Origin of the sequence: Streptomyces sp. NPDC058664 (genome assembly GCF_042716635.1) — a bacterium.
Lineage (GTDB): Bacteria > Actinomycetota > Actinomycetes > Streptomycetales > Streptomycetaceae > Streptomyces.
Genome location: NZ_JBHXRW010000068.1, coordinates 1 through 19352 on the forward strand (window position 1 = coordinate 1; position 19352 = coordinate 19352).

Here is a 19352-nt window from a genome sequence, read left to right on the forward strand (position 1 = left end):
GGACGCCCGTCCCGGGTCCCGCCGGCCGCCTGACCGTACCGTCACGGACGAAGGCCCCCACCGCCCGGGCGGTGGGGGCCTTCGTCCGTGACGGTACGGCCGCGCCGGTTCACCGGCGGGCGGGGAAGCCGTGGGTACGGGCCCCGGCCACGACGGCCACCACCGGCAGGAGCAGGACGAGCACGGTCCAGGACAGGGCGCCCGCGCCGAGGACGCCGAGGAGGACGCCGCCCGCGAGACCGCCCGCCGCCATGGCCGCGTTCCAGAGGCTGACCAGCATCGTCTGGGCGGTGTCGGCGTCCTCCCCACCGGCGTCCGCGACGGCGGTCTGGAGCAGGGCGGGCACGCCGCCCCAGCCGAACCCCCAGAGCGCGGCGGCCGTCAGGACGAGCCCGGTGCTCCCGGCCGGGACGGCGAGCACGGCGGCCGCGACGGCGAACAGGATCGTTCCCGCGAGGGTGAGCGTCCGGAGCCTGCGGTCGATGTGGCGGCCGGTGAACCAGATCCCGGCGAGCGAAGCGGCGCCGAAGACCAGCAGGACGAGTCCGGTGGAGCCGGCCAGACCGAGATGGCCGAGGTGGGCGGCGACGTAGGTGTAGAGCACGGTGTGGGCGAGGACCAGGGTGAAGGTGACGGCCAGGACCGGGAGGACGCCGGGCACCTTCAGGGTCCGGGCGACCGGGGCTCGCCCGCCGCGCGCCTCGCCGGGCAGGTCGGGGACGGCGAGGGCGATCCAGCCGAGGAGCACGACGGCGATGACGGTCATGGCGGTGAAGGCGGCACGCCAGCCCACGGCCTCGCCGAGGAAGGTACCGGCCGGGACGCCGAGGGAGAGCGCGAGCGGGATGCCGGTCATCGCGACGGCGACGGCCCGGCCCTGGAGGTGCGGCGGGGCGATCCGGCGGGCGTACCCGGCGAGCAGCGCCCAGGCGACGCCCGCGGCGACCCCGGCGAGGAACCGGGCGCCCATGGTGAGGGCGTACGAGGAGGAGAGGGCCGTGACGGTGTTGGCGGCGGCGAAGCCGGCCACCGAGGTGAGCAGCAGCCGCTTGCGGCGCCATCCGGCGGTCCGGGCGGCCAGGGGTACGGCGGTGAGGGCCGTCCCGAGGGCGTAGCCGGTGACGGACTGGCCCATGGCGGCCTCGCCGACGCCGAGGCCGGCACTCATGGCGGGCAGGACACCGGCGGGGAGGGTCTCGGTGAGGCTGGTGACGAAGACGGCGGTGGCGAGGGCGAGCAGGGCGGGCAGGGGCAGCCGGCCGGAGGGGGCGGGCACGTCCGTGGCGGGGAGCGCGGCGGAACGGGCCGCCGCTGTCGAGTGGTTGGCCATGGGGCTATGCTCGAACCCTCACATTGATGTGAAGGTCAAGCGAGTCCCCGGAGGGGTGTCCCATGCGGATCGGAGAACTGTCGGAGCGCACCGGGACACCCCGCCGGCTGCTGCGCTACTACGAGGAGCAGGGTCTCATCGTCGCGGACCGGCTGCCCAACGGATACCGGGACTACGACGCGTCGAACGTGGACCGGGTCGCGCAGATCCGCGGCCTCCTGGACGCCGGTCTGCCGACCCGGATCATCAAGCAGATCCTGCCGTGCCTGAACAAGCCGCGCGTCATCCACTTCCCGGACGCCACCCCGGAGATGCTGGCCACCCTGGAGGAGGAGCGGGACCGGATGACCGAGCGGATCCGCTGCCTCACCCGGAACCGGGACGCGGTGGCGGAGTACCTGGACGCGGTACGCGCGAAGCCCGCGGCGGCGTCGGCGTAGCCGTTCACGGACGACCGGTCACTCCATCCGGCGGGCACCTTCCAGGACGGCCTTGCGGATGCGGTCGTAGGTGCCGCAGCGACAGATGTTGCGGATGGTGTCGAGGTCGGCCTCGGTGATCTCCCGGCCGGCCTCCCTGGCCCGGCGGACCTCCGCCACCGCGGTCATGATCTGGCCCGGCTGGCAGTAGCCGCACTGGGCGACGTCGAGGTCGAGCCAGGCCTCCTGCATCGGGTGGAGCTCCCTCCCCACCGTGTCCGGGAGGCCCTCGATGGTGGTGACCTCGTCGTGCGGGTCGAGGTCCTCGACGGGCACGGCGCAGGGGGTGAACGCCTTCCCGTTGAGGTGGCTCGTACAGGCCCGGCAGACGCCGACCCCGCAGCCGTACTTGGGTCCGGTGACGCCGAGGACGTCGCGGAGGACCCACAGGAGCCTGACGTCGCCCTCGACGTCGGCGGTGACGGCCTTGCCGTTCAGGATGAAGGTGTGCTGCGGCACGGAAACTCCAGGTCTCTAGAGGGCGCGGTCGCGGCCGTCGGTCGGCGAGGCGGGCACGGGCGGGACGGTCGGCAGCGGGGTGAAGGCGAGCGGCTCGGCGTGGTTGACGGGGAAGACCGTCGGCATCGTGCCGGTGGCCCGGCCGTAGGCGCAGGCGACGGCGGCCATGGCGCCGGCGACCGCCAGTTCGCCCGCGCCGCCCGGCTTGTCGCCGGTCGGGGGCATCACGATGATCTCCAGTTCGGGCGGGGTGTTCCACTGCCGGGTGTAGAAGTACTGGTCCCAGCTGCCTTCGAGGAAGTGCCCGTCGCGCAGATGCAGACCGGACGTCAGGGTGATCGCGATGCCGTCGGCGATGCCGCCCATCATCTGGGCCTCCAGGCCGCGTGGGTTGACGGCCAGGCCGACGTCGACGGCGCACACCACCTTGGTCACGCGGGGACCGGTGTACGCTCCGGGGATCTTCCGTCCGGTGGTCCCGGGACGGCAGTCGATCTCGGCGAGGATCGCGACGGCGGAGTGGTACTCGGTGTGGACGGCGATGCCCTGGGCGGTGCCGGCGGGCATGGTCCGGCCCCACTCCCCCACCTCGGCGACCTTGTCGAGAACGGCGCGGGCCCGCGGGTCCTTCACGAGACGGCGGCGCAGCGCGTACCCGTCCTGGCCCATGCGCCGGGCCAGTTCGTCCATGACGAGCTCCTGCGCGCAGCGCACGTTGGGCGAGTAGATGTTGCGCATGGACCCGGTGTTGAAGCCCTTGTCGGTCTCGGCGAGCAGCTGGGTGGTGACGCCGAGGTGGTACGGGCTGATCTGGGTGAGCTGGAACATCGTCTGGGAGAAGGCGGCGTCGGCGACCGGGAGCCGGGCCGCCTCCGCCGTGAGGACCTCGCCGACGCCGTGCCCGAAGTCGGTGGCCACGGAGGTGTGGCGCTGCTCGTACGTGAGGACCTCGCCGAGCGCGTAGGTGGCGCGGACCCGTGAGGTGGACAGGGGGTGCGTACGGCCCTGGCGGAAGTCGTCGGTGCGGTGCCACATCAGTTTGACGGGCTTGCCGAGGGCCCGGGAGATCTCGACGGCCTCGTGGGCGGCGTCGGAGAACAGCTTGCGGCCGAAGGAGCCGCCGCCCTCGGTGACGTGGACGCGGACGGCGGAGGGCGGCAGGCCGAGCTCGAGGGCGATCTTCTCCTGGGCGACGATCGGGGCCTTGAGCGAGGCCCAGACCTCCGCGGAGTCCTCCCGGACGTCGGCGATCGCGCAGTTGGTCTCCAGGGCCGCGTTGCTCGCGAAGTGGAAGGTGAAGCGGGCGTCGACCGCCTTGGTGAGCAGCGGCAGCGGCGGTACCACCAGCGGGAGTTCGGCCCTGCGGAGCTTCTCCAGGACGGTGGCGTCGGAGGCGCCCTCGGCGGTGCCGGGCCCCCAGTCGACGCGGAGGGCGCGGACCGCGTCGACGCACTGGCCGAAGGTGCGGCCGCGGACGGCGACGCCGGTGGAGACGGTGACGACGTCGGTGACGCCGGGCATGGCCCGTACCTCGGCGAGGTTGGCGACGGAGCGGACGGTGCCGTTGATGGTGGGCGGCCGGCAGACCATGGTGGGCAGGGCGTCCGGGACCTGGAGGTCCATCGCGAACTTCTTGCGGCCGGTGACGGCCGCGAGCGCGTCGACGCGGCGCTGCCCGGTGCCGATGACCCGGAAGCGGGCGGGGTCCTTGAGGGTCACCTCGACCGCCGTGTCGGTGACGGCGGCGGCCCGTTCGGCCAGTTCGCCGTAGCCGAGCAGCGTGCCCGTCGGGGAGACGACGGCTCCGGCCTTGGTGGTGAGGGTGGAGACGGCGTCTCCGAGGACGAGGGAGGCGGCGCGCAGGAGGCGGCCCCGGGCGATGGCGGCGGCGACGCGGAGCGGGGTGTAGGTGGAGTACGTGGTGTTGGAGCCGCCGGTCAGCTGGTTGAAGAGCAGCTCGGGCCGGGCGTCGGCGAGCGTCACCACCACCTTGTCCAGGGGCAGGTCGAGTTCCTCGGCGACGATCATCGCGCTGGAGGTGGTGACGCCCTGGCCGACCTCGGCGCGGGGAAGGGCGAAGTGGGCGGTGCCGTCGGCGTCGAGGCGGATGGTGATGAGGTGGCTGGTGGGCAGGGCCGCGAGGGTCAGCAGCTCGTTGAGGTCGAGGAGTTCGGCCGGGCCCGGCAGCGAGGGGATGAGCGCGGGGGCCGCGGCGGCCTCCCGGGGAGCGAGGGCCTCGGCGCCGAGCTGCGCGGCGACGGTGAGGGTGGGCGCGGCGAGGACGTACCCGAGGAAGCGGCGGCGGGCGATGCCGGGGCCGCTTCCGCCCGACGGGTTCCCGTCCCCGGTGCCGCTCGTGTGGTGTTCGTCCCGCGCGGGGTGCCGCCTCGCCATTCGGGTGCCCTTTCGCCATGACCCCGGCTTGCTACTGCCGGGTATCGTCGGCGACGATCATCGCTCATCCGGCGTACCTCCGGAAGCCGTTCACCGGACGGCGTCGCGCCGCTCCTGTCCGCCGCCGGCGCGCACCGGGGCGGAAGCGCGCTCCCGAGCGGAGCTGAGCGCGGGAGAGCCGGACGCGCTGGCCGCCGCCCGCGATCAGGGCGTTGACCGGGACCATCGGGTCACCGCCCACCGACCGGGCGATCAGCGCGCCGACCACCAGCGGACCGAGGGCGACGGCGAGGGCCGTGCCGGTGGTGGTGACGTGCTGGAGGGGACGGGTGCGCCGGGCGTCGAAGCTCATGGTCACAGTTCATCAGCGGGCGGCGCGCGGCGTATCGGTCGGCGTACTCAGACCGTGCGCACCGGCTACTCAGACGTGCTCGTCCGAAGGCCCGGAGACCTCCGGGTGTCCGTCCTCTTACCGCCGCTCGCGGCGACCGGCGACCGGCGACCGGCGACTTCGGAGCGGACGGCGCACAGATCGGGCCCGGTGGTGCAAGCAGAGCTCGACTCACAGGAGGCGGCGCACGGCTTGGATGATCGAGCGGCGGCGGTCGTCGGTGCTCTCAGCCTCGGTCGTAGAGGCGGGCATTCCGATGGCATTGCTCGGGTTCCATGCGAGGGCGAGACTCAGGACCAGGGTGAGTAGTGCGGTGGGGGAGAAATCGGCGCCGATGCCGTCCTCCTTCTGCACCGAGGCGAGCGCCTCCAGCTTCGCGTCGCGCGTCGGTGCCGCTACGGCCGGGTCCCGGTCGTGGCTGTCGCCGCGCTCCAGTCGGTGCCATGTGGCGAGCCGGATGACCTCGGGGTGCAGCCGGCAGTAGTCGTAGAGCCGCCCCGCGTACCCCGGCAGGTCGTCGGGGGTGAAGGGGACCGCATTCAGGCCGTGGGTGACGTGGGTGTCGAAGACCGTGTCGAAGAGCTGGTCTTTGCTGCAGAAATAGACGTAGATGAGGTTCTTGTTGGCAGCCGCCGCCTTGGCGATTCGGTCCACCCGGGCTCCGGCGATGCCGTGCGCGGCGAACTCGTCGGTGGCGGCCTGGAGGATGCGGGCCTTGGTTGCATCTGCGCGAGACATACGAGTCATCGTAACGAGAGACTAACCAGTTAGATGTTGCTCCTGGGGATGCCCCGTGCCCAAGGCGGTCATTTGATCCCGAAGGCGTCGAGGACCGCGTCCGACGCGACCAGCAGAACCGCGCACCACAGAGCGACCCCGGCCATCAGCCAGCGGATCAGCCGCCACCGGGGGATGCCAAGAGCGGCGCCGAGCAGGGACGAGCCCCAGGTGCCGAAGAGGGCGGGCCCCACGATGCCGAAGCCCACCACGCCGTACCGCTCGAAGACCCGCCGCGCCCGCCGCCCCGCCGTGCCGGAGAGCCGGTCGCCCGCCGGTGACCCGATGGCGGCCACGCCGTTGGACGGTGCGCCGTCCGCGGATGTGCCCACCACCGGACCAGCGCTCACCCCAGGGGACTTCCGGCGAGCCTGCCAGGACTGCCAGTGGAGCCGAGCCTGCTCCATGGCGAACACCGCGAAGACCACGCAGCAGGCGGAGCCCAGAAGTACCGCGAGCAGTGCGACCGGACCGGGCAGGGAGAGCGAGAGGCCGACGGGTATCGCGGGGGTACCGATGGCGAAGCCGGCGAGCAGGGTCCAGACGAATCTCCCCATGCGGTTCCCTTCAGCTGCGTCGTTCGCATCGTCACGCCGTACCGCGGGCAGTCTAATTGACTAACCAGTTACTCTATGACCATGAATCATGTCGACGTGGCGTTCGACGAGTTGGCGGCCGGCAAGTACCTCCTCCTCACCACCTTCCGCCGGGACGGCAGGGCGGTTCCCACCCCGGTCTGGGTGATGCCGGACGGTCGGACGCTGGCCGTGTGGAGTGCTGCGGATGCCGGGAAGGTGAAGAGGATCCGCAATGATGGTCGGGTGATGGTCGGTCCCTGTGACTGGCGGGGCAGGCCGCTCGGCGTCTCGACGCCCGGTTTCGCGGAGGTGCTGGCGCCGGACGCGAGCGCGCATTTCACCGGCCTGATGAAACGCAAATACGGGCTGGTCGCCAGAGTCGGACTGCTCGCAGGCAGACTGCGCGGCGGCTCCGAACGCACGGTGGGAATCCGGATCCGGCTGGACGACTAGACACGTCCGCCCGGGCCGTGGAAAACGGTCTACGAACGCCACCGGCCGTGGTCGGCGAACGGGACCTGGGAGCGGCTGCTCCGGCAGGTCCGGGCCGAAGCGGACACGGTCGGCGGCACCGACTGGGACGTCTCGGTGGACTCCACCATCGTGCGGGCCCACCAGCATGCGGTCGGCGCCCGTACCGATCCGCCGCCGGACCTTGCCCCGAAGGGGGCCGGGCCGGGAGAACACCAGGACGAGACACCGTGGCAAAGCCTCGTCGCCCGCCTGATGGAGGTGGTGCCGGAGGCGAGGGCCTGGGCCGCCCGCGCGGCGGGTTCACCACCAAGATCCATCTGAGCGCGGACGGCCGCTGCCGCCCGCCGTCCCTTGTCGTCAGACCGGGACAGCAGGCGGACTGCACGCAGTTCCAGCCGGTGCTGGAGAAGATCCGTGTCCCGCGGACCGGGCCGGGCAGGCCTCGCAAGAAGCCCGGCAGCGTGGCCGCCGACAAGGCCCACAGCAACGGCCCGTGCCGCGACTACCCGCGCAGACGCTGCATCCGGCACACGGTCCCGGAGAAGACCGACAGCCGCGCCGACCGTCTACGCAAGGGTTCACGCGGCGGGAGGTCGCCGGGCTTCGACGAGGGGCGGTACAAGCGACGCAACACCGTCGAAGCTCAAGCACGCCAGAGCGGTCGCCACTCGCTATGACAAGCGCGGCTACGTCCACCCCGGCCCGGTCACCGCAGCCGCCCTCGTCGTTTGGCTTCGCACGTGATCGACCTGACAAGCTCCAGCAGTGCTGTGACCGCATACGTTCACCGGGTTGGGGATCCGTGACGCCAGGAGCCGAGTTGCTGTCGGAGACGGCTTGTACTCTGCACTCATTCAACGATCACGAACACGGGCATGCGGGCACGAGGCGGACGTCCAGGGGCGGGAGCGCGGGGATTTCGATGAGTGACACCTATCCGATACGAAGCCGCAGACCGGGCCTCTCGGTCGGTGCGCGGATCATCGCCGGGGTCGTCCTCGCCGCGATCGGGGCCGTCGGCGCCTGGCTCCAGCACGACGCTCCCGGCCGGAGTGCGGAGCCGCGTACGGAGTTCACCGCGAACAACCCGCCCGCCGGTCTGCCCACCGCGCTCACCACCGGCCAGCACCTTCGCTGGTCCCGCTGCGCCTCGCCGCCCACCGCGCGCACGGGCTACGACTGCGCCGTCATGAAGACCCCCCTCGACTACCGGAAACCAGACGGCAGGACGATCGACGTCGCCCTGATCCGCCGCAAGGCCACCGGCCCGAACGCCCGGCGCATCGGCTCGCTCGTCCTCAACTTCGGCGGCCCCGGTGTATCCGGCGTGAGCGGATTGCCCGAACGCCTCAACCAGTACAAGCCGCTCCTCGACCGCTACGACCTGGTCTCCTTCGACCCGCGCGGTGTCGGCGCGACCATCCCCGTGCGCTGCGGGAAGACCGCGACCGACACCGGCTACGAGGGGGCCGACGCCTGCGCCGAGCACTCCGGGGCGCTCCTCCCGTACGTCGGCACCTCGCACACCGCGCGCGACCTCGACCTGATGCGTTACCTCCTCGGCGACGAGCGGCTGCACTACTTCGGCGTCTCGTACGGAACGGCGCTCGGCGCGGTCTACGCCCACCTGTACCCGTCGCACGTCGGACGGCTCGTCCTCGAAGCGTCCGTCGATCCGACCGAGGACCTCAACGAGGAGCAGGTGTCGCAGGTCAAGGCGGTCCAGGCGGCGTTCGACCGGTTCGCTGCGCACTGCGCGGCCCGTATCCGCCACTGCCCGACCGGCGATGGGCCCGAGGAGGCCGCGCGACGCATGGCGCGCCTGGCCGGCCGCCTGGAGAAGAAGCCCGCCCCGGCCGGCGGCGGAAGGAACCTCGACGCCGACGACCTCGCACACGCCGTCAGCGACCATCTCGACCTCGGCACAGACGGCTGGCCGGCGCTCGCCAAGGCCCTCACCGCGCTGATCGACCACAACGACGGCGGTCCGCTGAGCGAGGGCGCGGACGACATCGGCTCCGCCGACCGCGCGGCGACCCCCCGCGACAACGGCCGCGCCGCCCGGATCGCGATCACCTGCGCGGACTCCAGCCTGCGCCCTGGCTTCGAACGCCTCGACAGGGACGAGGCCCGCGTCAAAGTCGCCTCGCCCGTCTTCGGCGCGGCCTGGTCCAGCGGCGTCTACCTCTGTTACGACTGGCCGTTCGACGGCGAGCGCGCCACGCCCCAGGTGAACGCCGACGGCGCTGCCCCTGTCCTGGTGGTCGGCGGCACCGGCGACCCGACTACCCCGTATTCCGGCGCCCGCCACATGGCCCGCGCCCTGGGCGACGGTGTCGGCGTGCTTTTGACGGCCGAGGAGGAGGGCCACGGCACATACCCGCAGAACCGCTGCGTCACGGAGGCGGTCGACACATACCTCCGCACGGGCCGCACCCCGGCCGTGGGGACGGTGTGCCGGGGCAGCATGTCCTGAGGCCCGTACGGATCCGCCGGGCGACCGTCGACACGCCGGTTCGTTCGCAGGGGCCCCGGCGTGCACCACCACGCCCTCAGCACGCGCGGGGCAACGGTCCCCGCAACTCAAAGGCGACCGCATGTGGCCCGGAGGCACCCGGGTCCCGGCGTGCCCGGCGCGTCCGCTCGGCGTGGCGAGGACGTGGGAGTCGTCCGGGCGGGTGACCGTACCGTACGGGGACGTAGACAACGACGAAGAAGGAGCACCGCCGCCATGGCCGACTACCGGATCGAGACCGTCCGCACCGGGTACCGGAACTGGACCGCCCGCAACGACCGGGGCGCGGAGGTCCGGATGGCCGCCGCGGACGACGCCGACGCGCAGCCCTCGTTCACCCCGGTCGAGCTGCTGCTCGCGGCGATGGGCGGCTGCGGCGGTCTCGTCGTGGACCGGACCGCGCGGGCCGTGGACCACGACGACCTGCGGATCGTGGTGGAGTCGGTCTCCGGTCCCGAGGACGACGGCCGGGTGGGCCGGATCAGGGTCAGCTACGAGTTCGAGCTGCCGGACAGCAACCCGCGGGCGGCTGAGGTGTTCGCCCGCGGGGTGCGCCTGACGCACGAGAAGTTCTGCACGGTGAGCCGGACCGTGGAGCACGGCGCGCGCGTGGAGGCGGTCCTGCCGGACGGCACGGTCGGCTTCGAGGGCTGACGGCCTCCGTCGGGCTCATTCCTCGATCGCGCCGCCGATCCGGCGCAGATGCCGCCGGAAGGTGTACGAGGGGTCCTCTGCCCGGCCGGCCAGATAGGCGTCGAACCGGGTCTGCGCCCGGAGCGTCTCCCCCGCCCTGATACGACGGGCCTGCTCGCGCTCGGTGCGGAAGAGGGCACGGGCGGCCTCCAGGACGGCGGCCGCGCGGGCGGCCGGCACGAAGAGCACCCCGTCGTCGTCGCCGAACACCACGTCGTCGCCGGTCACCTCGTGGTCGCCGAACCGTGCGGTGCGGAGCGCGTCCGGGTCCCGGGGATCGAGGCGTACGGGTCCGGGCGCGTGGCGTCCGTACGAGAAGACGGGCAGGCCGATCCCGACCAGGTCGGGGGTGTCCCGGTGGAGGCCCCAGACGGCGACCCCGGCGATGCCCGCCGCCTCGGCCTCCAGGACGGCGAGGTCGCCGACGCAGGCCTCGTCGCGGCGGCCGGCGTTGTCGATGACGAGGACGTCGCCGGGCTCGGCGTGGGCGAAGACCTCCAGGAAGACGTCGACGCTGCCGTAGTGGCGCACGGGCAGCGCCCGGCCGGCGAGGCGGCCGCCGGGGACGACGGGCAGGATCCCTGCGGGCGCGGCACGCAGCGGTTCCCCGAGGCGTACGCAGGCGTCGGCGACGAGGGGGGTGGAGAGTTCGGCGAAGTCCTTCAGCATCGGGCGTTCCGTTCTGTGACGGGGCGTACGGCGGCCGGCGGCCGGCGCGATGCTATCGGGCGGTGGCGGACGCGCGGCCCGGCACGGCGGAGGAAGGGGCCGCCGTCCGGAGTGCGGGCGCGACCGGGCGTTCCTACGATGAGGGCAGACACCTCCCGGTCCGTCGGGGGCACCCCACGGAGCACTGTCCGCACGGGATCGGAGAGAGGGACCATGGCCGCAGAGGACGCCGCGCCCCCGGAGCGGGACCCCGGTCTGAAGGCGAACGCGATCGGGTTCGTCGACGCCCTCGTCATCGGGCTCAACTCCACCTCCCCCGCGTACTCCCTCGCGGCCGTCATCGGCCCGATCGTCGCGCTCGCCGGACTCCACGCGCCCGGCGTGATGTTCGCGTCGTTCGTGCCGATGCTGCTCATCGCGTCGGCGTTCTACTACCTGAACAGGGTCGACCAGGACTGCGGCACGACGTTCTCCTGGGTGACGCGGGCCATGGGGCCCTGGGCCGGCTGGCTCGGCGGCTGGGCCATCGCCATGACCGGCGTCCTCGTCGTCGGCTCGCTCGCCGACGTGGCCGTGAGCTTCGCGCTGCTCTCCTGCGGCCTCGACGGCTGGGTGGACAACGCCTTCGTACGCCAGTCGCTCACCGTGCTCCTGATCCTGGTGATGACGGCCGTCTGCGTGATCGGCACGGAGCTGTCGGCGAAGGTGCAGAACGTCCTCATCCTGGCGCAGGTCGTCTGTCTGCTGGTCTTCGTGGGCGCGGCGCTGTACCGGGTCTACGCCGGCACGAGCGCGTACGACTCCGTCGAACCCTCCCTCGGCTGGCTCAACCCCTTCGGCGCGGGAGGCGCGGCGCTGACCGGCGGTCTGCTGCTCGGCGTGTTCATCTACTGGGGCTGGGAGTCGGCGGTCAACCTCACCGAGGAGGTCGAGGACTCGGCGAGCGCCCCGGGCAGGGCGGGCCTCTGGTCGACCGTCATCCTGCTCGTCACCTACGTGTCCGTGGGCTTCGCGGTCGTCGCGTACGCCGGTCCGGCGTTCCTCGCGGAGAACGCGGACGAGGAGGAGTTCCTCTTCGCCCGGCTCGCCACCGACGTGCTGGGCGGCTGGGACTGGGTGCTGCTCCTCGCGGTGGCCACGTCCGCGATCGCCTCCACCCAGACGACGATCATCCCGGCCTCGCGCACGGCTCTCTCGATGGCCAGGCGGCGTGCGCTGCCCGCGTACTACGGCCATGTCAGTCCGCGTTTCCGGACCCCCGACGTCAGTACGTGGTGGGTCGCCGGCATCGCCATCGCCTGGTACCTCGTGGTGAACCGGATCAGCGCCGACGCCCTCCTGGACTCCCTGACGGCGTTGTCGCTGCTCATCGCCTTCTACTACGCGCTCACCGGCGTCGCCTGCGCGGTCTACTACCGGCGGCATCTCCTCGAGAGCGTCCACAACTTCCTGCTGATCGGTCTCGGGCCGCTCGTCGGCGCCGGGCTCCTGACGTGGCTCCTGGTGAGGTCCGTGTCCGACATGGCGGATCCGGCGAACTCGGCCGGCGGTACCTCGTGGTTCGGCCTGGGGCCGCCGCTCGTCATCGGGATCGGCATCGCCCTCGTCGGGGTGCTCCTCATGGTGGTGTGGCGGCTGCGGTCGCCGGCGTTCTGGGCGGAGCGCCCCGGGGTGGCCGACCCCGCCCTGGTCCGTGCCCATACCCGTTCCCATACCCGTGACAGGGAGCGCTGAGATGCCGGTCGTCCTCGGATACGACGAGTCCCCCGGCGCCGCCCGCGCGCTGCGCATCGCGATCGAGGTGGCCGCCGCGTTCGACGAGCGGCTCGTCCTCGTCTACGGCGCGGCGGCGCCCGGCCCCTCGGGCGAGGAGTACCGGTCCCACCACGAGGCCATCCGCCAGGCCGGGCGGGCCGGCTTGCGGCGGGCGGTCGCGGAGGCGGACCTGGCGGGCGTGCCGACCGTCGTCGAGGTGCTCGACGAGAGGCCGGCCCAGGCCCTGATCGACGCGGCGACCCGCCACGCGGCCCGTGTCATCGTGGTGGGCAGCTGGGGCGAGAGCCCGATACGCGGCGCGCTGCTCGGCTCCACGCCCCACAAGCTCCTGCACATGTCGACGGTGCCGGTGCTCTGCGTCCCTCCCGAGGCCTGACGGCGGCGCGGGCGTCCCTCAGTCGAGCCAGAGCGCGCGGACCCGGTCCAGGGGGTCGGCCTCGATCCGGGGCTCGGTGTCCCAGATCATCGTGGCGTGCCCGTCGGGCGTGTACGCCGGCCAGTCGGCGCCCGGGTCCTGGTGGGTCACGAAGGCGACCCATGCCCGGTGCAGGGCGTCGGCGAGCGCGCGCGGCGGCGCCTGACCCGCGACGGCCGGGACGCCTTCGGCGTCGAGGAGGTCGAAGGCGAACGGCAGGTCGAGGCAGTGGACGGCGAGGCCCACGACCGGGGACCGCCAGCCGAACTCGTACAGCCAGGTGGGACGTCTCCGTGCGGCGCGGGCGTCCGCGACGGCGAGGTTCGGGGCACGGAAGGTCGCGTCGGTCAGCGCCTGGCCGAAGAGCCGCTCCGTGCCGCCCTCGGCGTACGACTCGGCGAAGGCGCCGGCCCTGGCGGGATCGAGGCCGAGGCCGCCGAGCAGCACGGGCAGGGGCGGCCCCCCGGGGCCGGGCGCGGGGAACATCGTGAACTCGTGCGCGGTGAAACCGAGCATCAGCGGTACGTCCGCGCCCGCCTCGCCCGTCGTCAGCGCCTCGAGGGCGGGTACGGGGATCAGCTCGCCGTCGGCGAAGGGGGCGAGGGCGAGCATCGGCGGCAGGCCCTCGCGGTCCGGGCCCGGCTCGGCCAGGCGGTCCTGGAGGGCGAGCAGTTCGTCGTCGCCGAGGTCGCGGAGGGCCGTGACGGTGGCGGGCACGCCGGTGCGCGAGGTGAGGAGCCGGGAGGCGGCGCGGGAGGCCTCGGGGCCGTCGGGGCGCGGGACCGCGCCGGAGACGGACAGCGCGCCGCGGAACAGGCCCCGGGCGGCGGGGACGGCGAGCAGGGTCTGTACGGCGCCGCCACCCGCGGACTGCCCGGCGACGGTGACCTTGGCGGGATCGCCGCCGAAGGCCGCGATGTTGTCCCGCACCCACTCCAGGGCGGCGATCCAGTCCCGTACGCCCCGGTTGTCGGGGGCGCCCTCCAGGTGCAGGAAGCCCTCGATGCCGAGCCGGTAGCCGAGCGAGACGAGCACCACGCCGTCCCGGTTGAACGCGGCCCCGTCGTACCAGGGACTGGCTGCCGAGCCGGCGACGTAGCCGCCGCCGTGGATCCACACGAGGACGGGCAGGGCTGCGGCCGGGTCGGCGTCGGGGGTGAAGACGTTGAGGTTGAGCACCCCGGCACCCGGGACGGAGGGTTCGGGGATGGTGGTGACCTCGGCGAAGGGGCGGCGCTGTGCCGTCGGCCCGTACGCGAGGGCGTCCAGCGGCTCCGACCACGGCTCCGGCGGTACGGGGGCGGCGAAGCGCAGTTCGCCCACGGGCGGCCGCGCGTACGGGATGCCCAGGAAACGAAGGCTGCCGTCGGCGCGCCGCTCCCCCCGTACGCGCCCTCGGGCGGTGACGACGGTGGTGCCGGAGGTGCTCATGGGTCGCTGCTCCTTCTGCGCGGGGGCACGGGGCCGGGGAAGGAGCCTGTCACCCATTACTTACACGTGTCAACGATGTGGCGCGGCCGCCCGGCCGACGCGGGGGCCGTGGGGGGCACCCCTCCGTGGAGCGCCGGGCCGAGCACGGACGGTGCCCGGCCGGCCGCGTCACGGACGCCTACGGCTGAACGTCCTCCTCGGGGACGGGCGTTCCCTGGTGGTAGTACATCCGCAGCCGCGAACCGTCGGGCGCTCCGGGGGCGCGGCGCCAGAGCGAGCTGCGCCGGGCCCGGTGGCCGTCGCGGAGCGTCTCGTACGTGAGGTGGACGAGACCGGGGGCGAGCAGCACTCCGGTGAAGCCCTCCGGTTCGTAGCGCGTGCCATCCTCGTCGCTGCCGGCCATCTCCGGCAGCGCGGCCAGCATCTCCTCGTAGGTCCAGCGCCGGCCGGAGGCGCCGACCTCGACGAACTCGGGGTCGAGCAGCTCCGCGGCGAGCGCCCGGGAGAGGCGTACCTCCGGGTCCAGAAGGCGTAGTTCGCCCGCGACCGCTTCGGCGACCGCGGGGTCCTGGAAGTCCTGAGAGCTGTGGTGATGCCTGAACGTCATGGGGGCATCGTGCCCGTGGAATCCACCGGCCGGCCAGGAATTCCTCCCCGGCCGACCGGTCGCGTGGACATCTGCGGATGACCGCGGACGGGATTCGGCGGGGCGTCAGCCGCCGGACTTCTTGGCGTAGTCGCCGAAGCCGGTCCAGTCGAGAACGACACAGGCGTCGTCGCCCACGACCCAGGCGTCGTGACCCGGCGTGACCTCCATGAAGTCGCCGGGCCCGAACTCGGCCGACTCACCGTCGTCCATGACGACGTTCAGCCGGCCGCTGACCACGTAACCGACGTGCGAGGACTGGCAGCTGTCGGTGCCTGCGATCGGCTTGACGTGCTGGGACCACTTCCAGCCCGGCTCGAACACGGCACGGCCGACCGGGCCTCCTGTACTGGTGAGCAGGTCGAGCCTGCCCTTGCCGTCCTCGAAGGGACGGGTCTCGTCCGCTGAGTCGAAGCTCTTTCGTACGATGCCGACCATCATCCGCTCCCGGCAGTGGAGAGGTGGGCCCCGAGTCCACTTCCAGGCTACGCCGGGATGCCGTCGGCCACCGCGCAGGCCGAGCGACGCGGTCCGCGTTCGCCCACCCTCGTCCGCCCTCGTTCGCCCCGGTGGGAACTTTCGCCGAACGGAGACGGAACAGAGATCGACGTTTGGCGGTTCCGCGCATATCCCGGAACTCAAATTTGTGCACATCCCTTATGGGGCAGACCTACACATAAAGGCCAGATAAGCGCACAATGAAACAGCGGCACCATTCGCCGCAACTGCGGTCAGACTTGCATGACGCCAGAAGGAGGCGAGTCGTATGGCCGACGTTTCCCACCGCCCTGGTGATATCGCGGGGCACCCCGATGCGCCGGAAATGCGGGACCGATATGCCCGTATGCTCCAAACCCGAGGTGTCGCGGCTGTCGAGGAACTCGTGATCCTCGCCGGCATCTACGCCGCGATCTCCGCGTGGACGGTCCACTTCTCCGCAACCCAGCCCTCGCTGGCCATCACCAACCTGGTCGTCGGTATCGCCCTCGCAGTCCTCGGCCTGTGCGCGTCGATGGTTCCGGAGCGGTCGCAGGACCTGAACTTCGTCGTCCTGCTGATGGGCGCGTGGCTGATCATCGCCCCCTGGGTGGTCGGACAGAGCCCCGACACCGGCACCATTCTCAGCAACGTGATCACCGGCGCGTGCGTCTGCCTGTTCTCCCTCACGGCCGGCGGACTGCTCATGAGCAAGAGAAGGACATGACGTCCTGATCCTCTGCCTGAACGGCGGCCCCTCCACCCCCCGGAGGTGCCGCCGTTCACCGTGTTCCGCTCCGGAACGGCCACTGCCCGGTAACGAATTGACCCACACGGTTTCAGCCACATAAGTTCTGCGTAAAGCTTGCTCCACGGGGACAGGCTCCCGCTCGCACACCCGGTCCTTGGGGGGACAAAGTGAACTGGTACCTCGACGCTCTCAAGAAGTACGCAGTCTTCAGCGGTCGCTCGCGCCGCAAGGAGTACTGGATGTACACCCTGTTCAACGTGATCGCGGTCGCCATTCTCGCGGCCATCGATTTCGCCCTCGGCATCTACCCGGCGCTCACCGCCATCTACGTCCTGGGCGTCTTCATCCCGTCCCTCGCCGTCACCGTGCGCCGACTGCACGACACGGGCCGCTCGGGCTGGTGGTACTTCATCTCCCTCGTCCCGTTCGTCGGCGGCATCGTCCTGCTGGTCTTCACCTGCCTCGACGGTGAGGGCCACGACAACGCCTACGGCGCGAACCCGAAGGCGTCCCAGGCCTACTGAGCGGCCTGCTGAACCGTGTGAAAGGCCCCCGGAGGGAATTCCCCTCCGGGGGCCTTTCGCATGCCCGTCCTTCTGGAGGCCTTCACGCGCCCGTCCCTCCGGGGGCCTTTCACGTGCCCGCGCGAAGGATCCGTCACGGGACCCGCATAGAGCCGGTACGGCGCGTTCGCCCGGACCGCCTTGTGCAGGATGGCGCACGACCCCGGTCCGTGACCGCGCCTAGCCTCGCCGCAACGGCACCAACGAGGGGTGGCACCACCGGTGAACTGGCACATCCACGACTACCGCGAGAGCGATCTCGCCGCTGTCGTCCATCTGATCGACACGACCGCCGAGCTCGGCCAGGAGTCCGTGTTCTCCCTGGCGGAGTGCATCGGAGCCCTGACCACCCGCCAGCCGGCCGTGGTCGCCGTCCACCAGGGCGCGCCGATCGGAGCGGCGCTCGCCTGCGTCTCCGGCGAGCGCGCCTGGGTCATGCGGATCGCGATCTCCTCGGCCTGGCGCGGCCGCGGGCTCGCCAGCGCTCTCCTCGTGGAACTGGAACGGCGGCTCGTCGCCGCCCGGGTCGGGCGGATCGCGTACGTCCTGCCGGAGGAGGAACTCGTCGGCGAGGGGCTCCTGAACGCCGGGTACACGCGCCAGCCCGCCGTCGCGTACTTCGAGAAGGTGGAGCCGCTGCACGGGCCCGCCGCCGGGCTCCTCGACGAGCTGGGCGGGCGGCTGCTCCCCGGCGACCTGTGGGCCAAGGTCGCCGGGATGGAGCGGGAGAAGGACCTGATCGAGCGCCGGGTGGTGCTGCCGCTCGCCGAGCCCGAGCGGGCGGGCCGGCACGGCGTGCGGCCGCCGCGCGCGGTCTGCCTGTTCGGTCCGCCGGGCACCGGCAAGACGACGTTCGCGCGCGGCATCGCCTCCCGCCTCGGCTGGCCGTTCGTGGAGATCCTGCCGTCCCGCCTCGCCGACGAGGGGAACCTCGCCGCCGCCCTGCGGTCCGCGTTCGCGCGGATCGCCGAGCTGGAGCGGGTGCTCGTCTTCATCGACGAGGTCGAGGAGATCGCCCCGGTGCGCTCGGAGCCCGCGCAGCCCGGGGGCATGCACGGGGTGACGAACGAACTCCTCAAGCTCATACCGGGTTTCCGGGAGCGGGACGAGCGGCTGCTGGTCTGCGCGACCAACTCGATCCGCTCCCTCGACCCGGCCTTCCTGCGCCCGGGACGCTTCGACTACCTCATCCCGATCGGCACGCCGGACAAGGCGGCGCGTGCGGCGATCTGGGCCCGGTACACGGACGGCCGCGCGGACGTCGACATCGACGAACTGGTGCTGGCGAGCGAGCTGTTCACGCCCGCCGACATCGAGCACGCCGCCCGGATCGCCGCCCAGTCCTCCTTCGAGCGTGATCTGCTCGCGGTCGGCGGGCGGGGCGGCGAAGGACCGGCACCGGGGGCGAGCACCGCGGACTATCTGGAGGCCATCGGGGAGTGCCGTCCGACGGTCACTCCGGAGATGGTCGAGCAGTTCGCCTCGGACATCACGACACACGCCCGGACCTGAGGGCGAACTCCTTTCGGACCGCGTCCAGTTCGGTCCGGGAGGGCGGCTGGGCGCCGGCCCGGGAGACGGTCACGGCCGCTGCCGCGCCCGCTCTGCCCAGCAGCCCCGCGAGGTACTCGGCGCCGAGCGAGCCGAGGGCTTCCCGGCCCTGCCCCGCGAGGGTGTCGAGGACGGCGGACATGAAGGAGTCGCCCGCGCCGACCGTGTCCACGACGGAGACCGGGAGCGCGTCCGCGGTGACCGTCTCCCGCCGGGTGACGGCGAGCGAGCCTTCGGCGCCCCGGGTGACCAGGACGACGGCGGGTCCGAGGGTGAGCCAGCGGGCGGCGACCGTGTACGGGTCCTCGCCGGGGTACAGCCAGGCCAGGTCCTCGTCGCTCGCCTTGACGAGGTCGCTGAGGGCGACGCAGCGCTCGACGCGCGCGACCGCCCCGGCGTGGTCCCCCATCAGTTCGGGCCGTACGTTGGGGTCGTAGCTGACGGTGGCCCGGTCCCGGAGCCGCGCGGTCTCGGCGAGGACGGTGTCGGCGCCGGGCGCGGTGACGGCGGCGATCGAGCCGATGTGCACATGGGCGGGCGTGAGGCCCGCCGGTGCGCCGGAGGCCAGCGTCCAGGCGATGTCGAAGGTGTAGGTGGCCCGGCCCTGGGCGTCGAGTCCGACGACCGCCGACGGGGTGCGTGCGGGGGCGCCGCCGACCGCCACCCGTACGCCCGCCTCGCGCAGATGGGCGTCGATCAGCCGTCCGTCGGGGTCGTCGGCGAGCTGGGTGAGCAGGGTGACGTCCCGGCCGAGGCGGCCGAGGCCGTGGGCGACGTTGGCGGGGCTGCCGCCCGGGTGGACCCGGTCGGCGGCGCCGGAGCCCGCCGGGGCGCGGACGATGTCGGCGACGCACTCGCCGATCACCAGGAAGGACATGGGTCAGAGCTCCTTGGCGTAGGTGTCCTGGTAGCCGGCCCGGCCCCCGAAGACGTTCGGTCCGACGTGGCCGTCACGGTGGGTGGCCGCCGTGCCGGTGTGGTCG

At 72.5% G+C, this 19352-nt stretch carries 21 protein-coding genes; 10 read left to right on the forward strand and 11 right to left on the reverse strand.

All coding sequences use genetic code 11. The features are described 5' to 3' along the window. Positions 1-109: 109 nt before the first annotated feature. The gene (locus tag ACFWUY_RS35155; RefSeq protein WP_384119437.1) at positions 110-1330 is read right to left on the reverse strand and encodes an MFS transporter; all 1221 of its coding nucleotides are present in this window, start codon (positions 1328-1330) and stop codon (positions 110-112) included. Between the two features lie 62 nt (positions 1331-1392). On the opposite strand from ACFWUY_RS35155, the gene ACFWUY_RS35160 reads away from it, so the two are divergent. After that, positions 1393-1770: a MerR family transcriptional regulator gene (locus ACFWUY_RS35160; RefSeq protein WP_384119441.1), complete on the forward strand. Its 378-nt coding sequence runs from the start codon at positions 1393-1395 to the stop codon at positions 1768-1770. A gap of 18 nt (positions 1771-1788) precedes the next feature. On the opposite strand, the gene ACFWUY_RS35165 is transcribed toward ACFWUY_RS35160, so the two are convergent. From ACFWUY_RS35165 to ACFWUY_RS35185, 5 genes are all read right to left on the reverse strand, one after another. Then, positions 1789-2268, reverse strand: coding sequence for a (2Fe-2S)-binding protein (locus tag ACFWUY_RS35165; RefSeq protein ID WP_384119443.1), 480 nt, complete (start codon positions 2266-2268; stop codon positions 1789-1791). A 15-nt stretch (positions 2269-2283) separates the two neighbouring features. Then, complete coding sequence (locus tag ACFWUY_RS35170; protein ID WP_384119446.1) at positions 2284-4662, reverse strand: molybdopterin cofactor-binding domain-containing protein; 2379 nt, start codon at positions 4660-4662, stop codon at positions 2284-2286. A gap of 64 nt (positions 4663-4726) precedes the next feature. Next, positions 4727-5014, reverse strand: a complete 288-nt coding sequence (locus tag ACFWUY_RS35175) for a hypothetical protein (protein ID WP_384119448.1) — start codon at positions 5012-5014, stop codon at positions 4727-4729. Between the two features lie 210 nt (positions 5015-5224). After that, positions 5225-5791: a TetR family transcriptional regulator gene (locus tag ACFWUY_RS35180; RefSeq protein WP_384119451.1), complete on the reverse strand. Its 567-nt coding sequence runs from the start codon at positions 5789-5791 to the stop codon at positions 5225-5227. Between the two features lie 68 nt (positions 5792-5859). After that, on the reverse strand, positions 5860-6387 hold the full coding sequence (locus ACFWUY_RS35185; protein ID WP_384119454.1) for a hypothetical protein: 528 nt from the start codon (positions 6385-6387) through the stop codon (positions 5860-5862). A gap of 81 nt (positions 6388-6468) precedes the next feature. On the opposite strand from ACFWUY_RS35185, the gene ACFWUY_RS35190 reads away from it, so the two are divergent. From ACFWUY_RS35190 to ACFWUY_RS35205, 4 genes are all read left to right on the forward strand, one after another. Beyond that, on the forward strand, positions 6469-6861 hold the full coding sequence (locus ACFWUY_RS35190) for a PPOX class F420-dependent oxidoreductase (protein ID WP_384119457.1): 393 nt from the start codon (positions 6469-6471) through the stop codon (positions 6859-6861). 248 nt (positions 6862-7109) lie between these two features. Further along, positions 7110-7559, forward strand: a complete 450-nt coding sequence (locus tag ACFWUY_RS35195; RefSeq protein ID WP_384119460.1) for a transposase — start codon at positions 7110-7112, stop codon at positions 7557-7559. A 245-nt stretch (positions 7560-7804) separates the two neighbouring features. Further along, a complete protein-coding gene (locus tag ACFWUY_RS35200) occupies positions 7805-9358 on the forward strand; it encodes an alpha/beta hydrolase (RefSeq protein WP_384119464.1) in 1554 nt (517 codons plus the stop codon). A 255-nt stretch (positions 9359-9613) separates the two neighbouring features. Further along, positions 9614-10051: an OsmC family protein gene (locus tag ACFWUY_RS35205; RefSeq protein WP_384119467.1), complete on the forward strand. Its 438-nt coding sequence runs from the start codon at positions 9614-9616 to the stop codon at positions 10049-10051. Between the two features lie 15 nt (positions 10052-10066). Here ACFWUY_RS35205 and ACFWUY_RS35210 read toward each other — a convergent pair whose 3' ends face one another. Then, positions 10067-10759, reverse strand: coding sequence for an RraA family protein (locus ACFWUY_RS35210; RefSeq protein WP_384119470.1), 693 nt, complete (start codon positions 10757-10759; stop codon positions 10067-10069). A 213-nt stretch (positions 10760-10972) separates the two neighbouring features. Here ACFWUY_RS35210 and ACFWUY_RS35215 point away from each other — a divergent pair, with 213 nt between their 5' ends. Both ACFWUY_RS35215 and ACFWUY_RS35220 read left to right on the forward strand, forming a co-directional pair. After that, positions 10973-12493: an APC family permease gene (locus tag ACFWUY_RS35215; protein WP_384119473.1), complete on the forward strand. Its 1521-nt coding sequence runs from the start codon at positions 10973-10975 to the stop codon at positions 12491-12493. A gap of 1 nt (position 12494) precedes the next feature. Next, complete coding sequence (locus ACFWUY_RS35220) at positions 12495-12911, forward strand: universal stress protein (protein WP_384119475.1); 417 nt, start codon at positions 12495-12497, stop codon at positions 12909-12911. 18 nt (positions 12912-12929) lie between these two features. Here the strand turns inward: ACFWUY_RS35220 and ACFWUY_RS35225 are convergent, their stop codons facing one another. The 3 genes from ACFWUY_RS35225 to ACFWUY_RS35235 all read right to left on the reverse strand — a co-directional run bounded on the left by ACFWUY_RS35225 (position 12930) and on the right by ACFWUY_RS35235 (position 15465). Continuing rightward, a complete protein-coding gene (locus ACFWUY_RS35225) occupies positions 12930-14381 on the reverse strand; it encodes a carboxylesterase/lipase family protein (RefSeq protein WP_384119478.1) in 1452 nt (483 codons plus the stop codon). A 178-nt stretch (positions 14382-14559) separates the two neighbouring features. Then, positions 14560-14988: a DUF4440 domain-containing protein gene (locus ACFWUY_RS35230; protein ID WP_384119481.1), complete on the reverse strand. Its 429-nt coding sequence runs from the start codon at positions 14986-14988 to the stop codon at positions 14560-14562. 105 nt (positions 14989-15093) lie between these two features. Next, complete coding sequence (locus tag ACFWUY_RS35235) at positions 15094-15465, reverse strand: cupin domain-containing protein (protein WP_384119536.1); 372 nt, start codon at positions 15463-15465, stop codon at positions 15094-15096. A gap of 406 nt (positions 15466-15871) precedes the next feature. Here ACFWUY_RS35235 and ACFWUY_RS35240 point away from each other — a divergent pair, with 406 nt between their 5' ends. The 3 genes from ACFWUY_RS35240 (at position 15872) to ACFWUY_RS35250 (ending at position 18330) form a co-directional block, all read left to right on the forward strand. Then, complete coding sequence (locus tag ACFWUY_RS35240; RefSeq protein ID WP_384119483.1) at positions 15872-16231, forward strand: SPW repeat protein; 360 nt, start codon at positions 15872-15874, stop codon at positions 16229-16231. 191 nt (positions 16232-16422) lie between these two features. Continuing rightward, positions 16423-16779 carry a DUF805 domain-containing protein gene (locus tag ACFWUY_RS35245; RefSeq protein ID WP_384119488.1) on the forward strand — a complete coding sequence of 119 codons (357 nt, stop codon included), beginning with the start codon at positions 16423-16425 and terminating at the stop codon, positions 16777-16779. 261 nt (positions 16780-17040) lie between these two features. Next, positions 17041-18330 carry an ATP-binding protein gene (locus tag ACFWUY_RS35250; protein WP_384119491.1) on the forward strand — a complete coding sequence of 430 codons (1290 nt, stop codon included), beginning with the start codon at positions 17041-17043 and terminating at the stop codon, positions 18328-18330. On the opposite strand, the gene ACFWUY_RS35255 is transcribed toward ACFWUY_RS35250, so the two are convergent. After that, positions 18308-19246, reverse strand: a complete 939-nt coding sequence (locus ACFWUY_RS35255; RefSeq protein WP_384119493.1) for a carbohydrate kinase — start codon at positions 19244-19246, stop codon at positions 18308-18310. The genes ACFWUY_RS35250 and ACFWUY_RS35255 overlap by 23 nt on opposite strands. Between the last annotated feature and the right edge of the window lie 106 nt (positions 19247-19352).